The sequence below is a fragment of the Microcoleus sp. Pol12B4 genome (assembly GCF_036701385.1).
GTDB lineage: Bacteria > Cyanobacteriota > Cyanobacteriia > Cyanobacteriales > Microcoleaceae > Microcoleus.
The window spans coordinates 8,704-15,634 of record NZ_JAUBQR010000157.1; the positions used below are offsets into that span (position 1 = coordinate 8,704).

At 46.9% G+C, this 6,931-nt stretch carries 3 protein-coding genes and 2 pseudogenes; 1 reads left to right on the plus strand and 4 read right to left on the minus strand.

What is annotated here, in order from left to right:
* Nucleotides 1–797, minus strand: a 797-nt coding sequence (locus QUA38_RS20190) for a hypothetical protein (protein WP_333164837.1), incomplete at its 3' end; no start/stop codon positions are given.
* 141 nt (nt 798–938) lie between these two features.
* Here QUA38_RS20190 and QUA38_RS20195 point away from each other — a divergent pair.
* Nucleotides 939–1,037, plus strand: a pseudogene (locus tag QUA38_RS20195) (hypothetical protein); the annotation flags it as partial.
* 54 nt (nt 1,038–1,091) lie between these two features.
* Here QUA38_RS20195 and QUA38_RS20200 read toward each other — a convergent pair.
* From QUA38_RS20200 to QUA38_RS20210, 3 genes and pseudogenes are all read right to left on the minus strand, one after another.
* Nucleotides 1,092–4,295 carry an efflux RND transporter permease subunit gene (locus QUA38_RS20200; RefSeq protein ID WP_333164844.1) on the minus strand — a complete coding sequence of 1,068 codons (3,204 nt, stop codon included), beginning with the start codon at nt 4,293–4,295 and terminating at the stop codon, nt 1,092–1,094.
* 186 nt (nt 4,296–4,481) lie between these two features.
* Nucleotides 4,482–6,263: an efflux RND transporter periplasmic adaptor subunit gene (locus QUA38_RS20205; RefSeq protein ID WP_333164846.1), complete on the minus strand. Its 1,782-nt coding sequence runs from the start codon at nt 6,261–6,263 to the stop codon at nt 4,482–4,484.
* A gap of 276 nt (nt 6,264–6,539) precedes the next feature.
* A pseudogene (locus QUA38_RS20210) lies at nt 6,540–6,931 on the minus strand (PadR family transcriptional regulator); the annotation flags it as partial.

Consider the following 6,931-nt stretch of genomic DNA (forward strand, 5'->3'; position numbering starts at 1 on the left):
GTTCCCAAACAGCCTACTCGCAAAGATTCTTCTAAGGCCATTTCCATGTCTAAGTGAGACTGATTGAGAGCTTGCACTTGGGCGGCGGCGTCGAGATATTTTGATAAGTTCTTGGCGTCGGAAGTTAGCTGCTTGACAGTATCTACGTCGGGATTTTCTGCTACTTCTTTTTGAATTTCGCTTTGGTGAGATGGAGAGAGTTTCTCCATTTCTTTGACTAAAGGAGCGAGGTAGCGGGAAGGTAGAGAACCGGTAGATGCTTTTTCTTTGACTTCTTCTGGCAATAAATCTGAGTTCATTGCCATCCATTCGTCGGAGAGTTGTTTGACTTCGCGGCGGGTGATGCGATCGCCACTTGCTGCGGCATCTGTTACCATTTGCTGCACTTCGGGAGATGCTTTAGCCGTTTCTACAAAGGCTCGTTTGCTGAAGTTTCTAATGGAATTGGGGTCTAAATCTCCTTGCTGGATCAGAGTGTCGGCACTATTAGCTAATTCTATCAAAGAATAGGCTTGACTTTTGCCAATTTCTCTTTCTTTGAGCCAGTTCAAAAACCCTGTGCCCCGTCCTTCGCCACCTTTTTTTTCTCTGTCTCGGACTGTTCGGAGGATTCGTCCCCGCCAAATGTCGGTTTGCAAGTCGAAGCGATCGCACACTTTCCAGGCATTGTCAACCTGATTTTCAAAATCAAACTCTGGTATTTGTTCGTCTTCGGGGTCTGGTAATTGGAAGTTGATGTCGGTAAAGCCGTTGAGGGCTTCTGCAAGTTCTGCGGGATTTAGGGGGACTTCAGCCATTAGGAAAAATTTGTGTAGTGCAACAGCCGGTTTAATTGGTAACTTGCACGGGTTGACAGTTGAGACGCTATATGTAGCGGTAAGGTAGGCAAGATTTACCTACTAATAGAGTTTTTGTGCAAGTCATATCATTATTGCACGATGAGGTGCGATCGGCAGATAGCTACCTCCACAAAAAATATCCTCCGAGATTGGCCGCACAGCGTCGCAACAATCAAAAAGTCGGTAACACAGATAGTCGCCTATTTTGAAGAAAGAGCCAGTAACGGGATAGTTCAAGGAACTAATTACCAACTACAACGGCGATACTTTATCGCGTTCAATCTCCTCGTGGTGAGTTGTTTTCCCGTTCAAAATTGTGCCATCCTCGGGCGGATTTTGCGGGCGATCGCGCTTCTTAAAGCGATCGCGAGCCGAGACAACCACCACATACAGAACCGGCACTATAAACAAACTCAAGACAGTAGAAACAACCATCCCTCCGGCGATCGCATTCCCTAGCGATCGGCGGCTCGCTGCACCCGCACCTTCTGGGTTAACCAGAGGAGCAATACCCAAAATGAAAGCCAGAGAAGTCATCAAAATCGGTCGTAAACGCTCTTGAGAAGCCTCAACTGCCGCCTTAGCAATTGGATATCCCCGCTCTCGTAACTGGTTCGCAAACTCCACGATTAAAATCGCATTTTTACTAGACAATCCAATCAACATCACCAAACCAATTTGGCAATAAACATCATTCGCCAAACCCCGCAACGACTGAGCTAAAAGAGCCCCTAAAATCGCCAGAGGCACCGATAGCAAAATAATGAAAGGATCGACATAATTTTCGTATTGAGCCGCCAACACCAAGAACACAAAAATCAGCCCCAAACCAAAAATAATCGGTGCTTGACCCCCCGATTCAATTTCTTCTAAAGAACTCCCCGACCATTCATAGCCAAAACCCGACGGCAAAACTTGAGCCGACACCTTTTCCATCGATTTTAGCGCCTGTCCAGAGCTCGCTCCCGGAGCCGGAGAGCCAGTAATTTCAATTGACCTATATAAATTGTAGTGGTTAACAGTTTGTGCCCCCACCACCGGAGTTATCTTCACCAAATTGCTCAAAGAAATCATTTCATTCTTTCCAGAACGCACATACAATTTTCCAATATCTTCAGGGTTATCACGAAACTGTTTATCCGCCTGAACATACACCCGGTAATTGCGCTGCTGGAGGTTAAAATCGTTCACATACTGAGCACCTAGAGCCGTTTGTAACGTACTGAAAACATCATTAATGGGAATATCTAGAGCCTTAGCTCGATTGCGGTCAACCTCCACAATTAACTGAGGCGTATTCGCTGCAAATGTACTAAATACCGCTTGCAATCCCGGTGTCTGATTTGCCTGCTTCAAAATCCCGCCCATAGTCTGGACTAAGCCATCTAAACCGCTGTTACCTTTGCGGTCTTGCAATTGAAATTGGAAACCCCCAAATTGACCTAAACCTTGAATAGCCGGCGGATTCACTGGGAAAATTCTCGCTTCGGGAATCGAGAAAAACTTACCCCGCAACTTACCAATAATCGCTTGTACAGTTTGATCTTCTCCGTGACGTTCTTCCCAGGCTTTAAGTGTAGTAAATATAATGCCTTGATTAGAAGTGCTACCGCTAAAACCAAATCCACCCACTGAAAAAGTCCCGACAACTTCAGGAAGTTTGAGGATTTCTTGTTCCACTTGATCCATTACTTTCTGAGTGTATTGCAGCGAAACACCTTGGGGCCCTTGAATAATTGTCATGAAATAGCCCTGGTCTTCTTCCGGGATAAATGCTGTGGGCACTGATAAATAAAGCCAAGCTGTTACTCCCAGAGAAGCGATGAACACGAGGGTGACAATAGTCTTAATTCCTGTGAGAAATATTAAGGATTTCCGATATTGCCGCTGTACCCAATCGAGAACTCCATTAAACCTGTCAAAAACCCAACCCAGCTGTCCCCCAAACTTCGGTCCTCGACGCAGCAATATAGCTGAAAGTGAGGGCGTGAGAGTAATAGCAATAAAAGTAGAAAGCAATACTGAAAAAGCAATTGTCAGCGCAAATTGTTTATAAAGCGCTCCCGTAGTTCCGGGGAAAAATGCCACGGGCACGAACACTGCCATCAACACTAAAGAAGTGGCAATCACAGCGCTAAAAAGCTCCCGCATTGACTCAAAAGCCGCTTCGCGGGCATTCATACCTTGGCGGATCAGGCGGTCAATATTTTCTACTACAATGATAGCGTCATCAACCACTAATCCCGTCGCTAATGTCAGACCAAACAGAGATAAACTGTTAATCGTAAATCCAAAAACTTTGATAAAGGCAAACGTCCCAATCAAAGAAATTGGAATTGTGATGATAGGAATAATAGTTGTGCGCCAGTCTTGCAAGAAAACAAAAATCACTATCACCACTAGCAAGACTGCTTCAAATAATGTCTTGACTACTTCTGCCATCGACTCTTCTACAAACAAAGTCGTGTCAAGTGCTACTCTATGTATCAACCCCGGAGGGAAAGCAACCGCTAGTTTTTCCATTTCTGTTTTGACAGCATGGGCAACATTCAAAGCATTACTTCCAGGCAGTTGGTAAATCCCTAAACCTACTGCATCGTTGCCTCGAAATCGCAGAAATGAGCTGTAATTCTCTGCCCCTAGTTCTGCTCTCCCCACATCTTTTAATTTAACTAACGTTCCATTTGTTTCTGTTTTGAGGACGATTTCTTCAAATTCTGCTGGTTCTTTGAGGCGACTTTCAGCACGCAAGTCAATTTGATACATTTGTCCCTGAGGAGCAGGTTCTTGACCAACTCTCCCAGCGCCAACTTGCAAGTTTTGTTCGTTGAGAGCCCTCGTTACATCTTGCATTGTGAGACGGCGAGCTGCTAATTTATTGGGGTCTATCCATAAACGCATTGCATAGCGTCTTTCCCCAAAAATTCGCACGTCGCCAACACCTTTTACCCGCTTTAAAGCATCTGCTAAATATAGGTCAGCGTAGTTGCTTAAAAATATGGTGTCGTATTCTTTATTTTCGGTAAATAAACCGATCGCTAATAGGAGACTTGTAGATTGTTTTGTAACTCTAACTCCTGTGCGTTGTACGGCATCTGGTAGTTGTGGCTGAGCAACTGCAACTCGATTTTGAACATCGACGCCGGCAATGTCTTTGTTGCGCGAGGAATCAAAGGTAGCTGTAATGGTGCTAGTGCCATCGTTACTACTACTGGAAGTTAGATATTTTAGTCCTTCAACCCCGTTGATTTGCCTTTCTAGGATGTTGGTAACGGCATTTTCGACAATTTCAGCACTCGCCCCGCTATAGTTAGCTGTGACGTTGATTTGGGTAGGGCTAATGTCGGGGAAGCGCTCGATAGGTATGCTGGGGATGCTGATTGCGCCTACCAAGATAATAATTAAGGCGCAGACGCTAGCAAAGACTGGTCGTTTAATAAAGAAATCTGCAAACATTATTTGGGTAATGGGTAGTTGTTAGTTGATAATTCGTAATTTCTAATTCCTAATTAGATTTACGTCAAAAATTAAAATTTCCCCTTTTTTAATAGCTGAGAATCAAGTAGTTTCACATAAAGTACCTAGTTTCGCTTGTGCGCTCTTAAGAGGTGAATCAAGAGCGCACAAGCGAAACAACATACCTTATTTTTTGCTTCCTACTGGTAATTTTTCTCCTGCTCCTTTTCCTTCCTCTTGAGCCATAATCGGAACACCGTCTGTCAGGTTAAGGATGCCTGCGGTAACAATTTTTTCGCCGGCTTGTAAACCTTCGATAACTTGATAATTATTTCCCTCAATCGCTCCCAATTTCACGGCTTTTTGGTGCGCTACTAAAGGTAGCATTCCAGGTTTTTGCTGTTCCGGCTTTTGAGCTGTGAAGACAAAAGTTTCTCCACCTAAGCGAGTGACTGCTGTTACTGGAACTAAAATTCCGGGGTTCTGTTTCCAGATGACTTTAGCTTTTACAAACTGGAGATTAAGCAGTTCGCCGCTGGGGTTGGGAAAGGTGGCTTTAGCTAAAATTGTTTGGGAATTGGCGCTGACGTTTGGGGAGATAAAACTGATTTGACCTTGGGCGATCGCCTTACCTTGAGCGTCGAGCATTTGTACTGGCAGCCCTAAGCGTAATTGAGGCATCCGTTCCAAAGGAATTGATAACCGCAAGTCTAGCAATTGGTTCTCAGTCAAAGTGGCGATCGGATTACCTTTTTGTAAGTAATCACCTACTTTCACTGGTATGTCGCCGATGACTCCCGCGAAGGGGGCGATGACGGCAGTTTCTTGCAGTTGTACTTCAAAGCCGCGCACTTGAGCGGCGGCCTCGGCCACTTGTGCTTCAGCTTGATCGACCTGTTCTTGGCGCGTACCGTTGGCTAACTGCGCTAATCTGCTCTTGGCTTGTGCGACTTCTGCTTCGGCTTTGGCTATTTCCTCTGGGCGCGAACCGTTTTGCAATTGCCGCAAAGCTTGCCGCTGCTGTTGCAAGGCTGCTGTCCGGCGCTCGATCTCGGCTTGTCTGTTCTTTTGTCGCTGCTCTAACCGCCTTTGAGCTTCTCGGAGGTTGGCTTTGGCTGTGCCTGCTTTTTGGGTGTATTCCTCGAGGGTGTTCGCGGATTCTGCGCCTTCTCTTGCCAAGGCCTGATATCTGGTAAGCTGCTGGGTGGCTAACTTTGCTTCGGCAGTGCTTGCTTCTATTTGCGCTCTGGCTTGGGCGATGTCTTCTAAGAGACTACCTGTTTGGGCATCGGCGAGGTCGGCTTCAGCTTGGCTAACGCGGGCTTGGGCTTGACCAATTTCTTCTGGCCGAGAGCCCGATCGCAGTTGGGCGAGGTTAGCTTGGGCTTGGGCCACTTGGGCTTGAGCTTGGGCGATTTCTTCGGGCCTTGCTCCTGCTTGCAATTCGGCTAAATGGGATTGAGCGCGGATCAGGTTGGCTTGGGATTGCCTCAAGTCAGCTTGGGCGCTGTCGCTTTTCATGCGAGCGATGGCTTGCCCTTTGTTTATGAAGTCCCCGGATTTGACAAAAATCTCCGTGACTAGCCCTTCTACTTCGGGTTTGATTTCTACCGAACGCTTGGCTTCTAAGCTGCTGACAAATTCCGAGGAATCTTGGACTGAGCTGGTTTGTACGGCTGCGAGCTTGACTGGTATGCCTGGGGGTTGGGCTGCTGCTGCCGGTTGCTGTGCGCGATTATGACCCGATTGCCACGAGTACCAGCCGAAACCTGCTGCGCCTGTGGCGATCGCGATCGTGGCAATTAGGGGCCAGCGCGATCGTGGTTTAGCCACAGGTTCGGGGCGATCTGCAACGGCCGCAGAATCCTGCAGTTGCTCGCTGTCTGCATCGGTTGGGTGCAGTTCCGGTGTGGGAGATTTTTGCTCTTGGGCTTCAACGACGGATTCTGGGGATTTAGAATAACTCATGGGCAGCACCACTTAGATTTTTTTTTAACATCTGACTTACTGAGACTTTGGCGGAATTAAAGATTCCTCCGGTGCCCCCTCAAACAGCAGGGGGAATAAGCACAAGCGATTTTAAACAGGATGGAATTTGGAAATTCCCTTTTTGATGGGGTTGGGGTATGTGAAGCGCTTTAGTCTGCCGATCGCAGTTAGCCAAGCTAGGGAGGGATTATTTTTAGGAAAGTTGTTTTTTATCTCTCAAAAGTTACGCTATCGAGGGCAGATTACACATCCTTCTTATGACTCACCTGAATGGGTGAGTTGGAAGGATTTTCCCTTGGAGTCGGCGGCAGATTCAGGGGAGGTTGGGGAGTCACGCATTCCGGCGATCGCGCTTTTTTCCTTGGCTAGCTGCTCGGTTAACCACTCTATCTCTGACGCCAGCACTGACTTGCAGCGATCGCGAGAGGCGAATTGATAGTCGTCGGTTAGTGGATATTCGCTCTTGAGGCTTTCGATGTAGTCTTGCCGGGTGTAACAGGCTCGCAAGCGGTGTTCCAATAGCTTCAGCCGTTCTGCGGGTTCTAAGTCGCCAAAAAAGAAAAACTTGATTTGGAACCGGGAACCACTGTTAACCCAGCTTTCTTGAGGGTGTTCGAGCATTTTTTGCCGCCAGAGTTCGCGCCCTT

Coding starts and splice junctions, on each gene's coding strand:
- QUA38_RS20200 (WP_333164844.1), bottom strand. CDS start 4,295: ATGTTTGCAGATTTCTTTATTAAACGACCAGTCTTTGCTAGCGTCTGC.
- QUA38_RS20205 (WP_333164846.1), bottom strand. CDS start 6,263: ATGAGTTATTCTAAATCCCCAGAATCCGTCGTTGAAGCCCAAGAGCAA.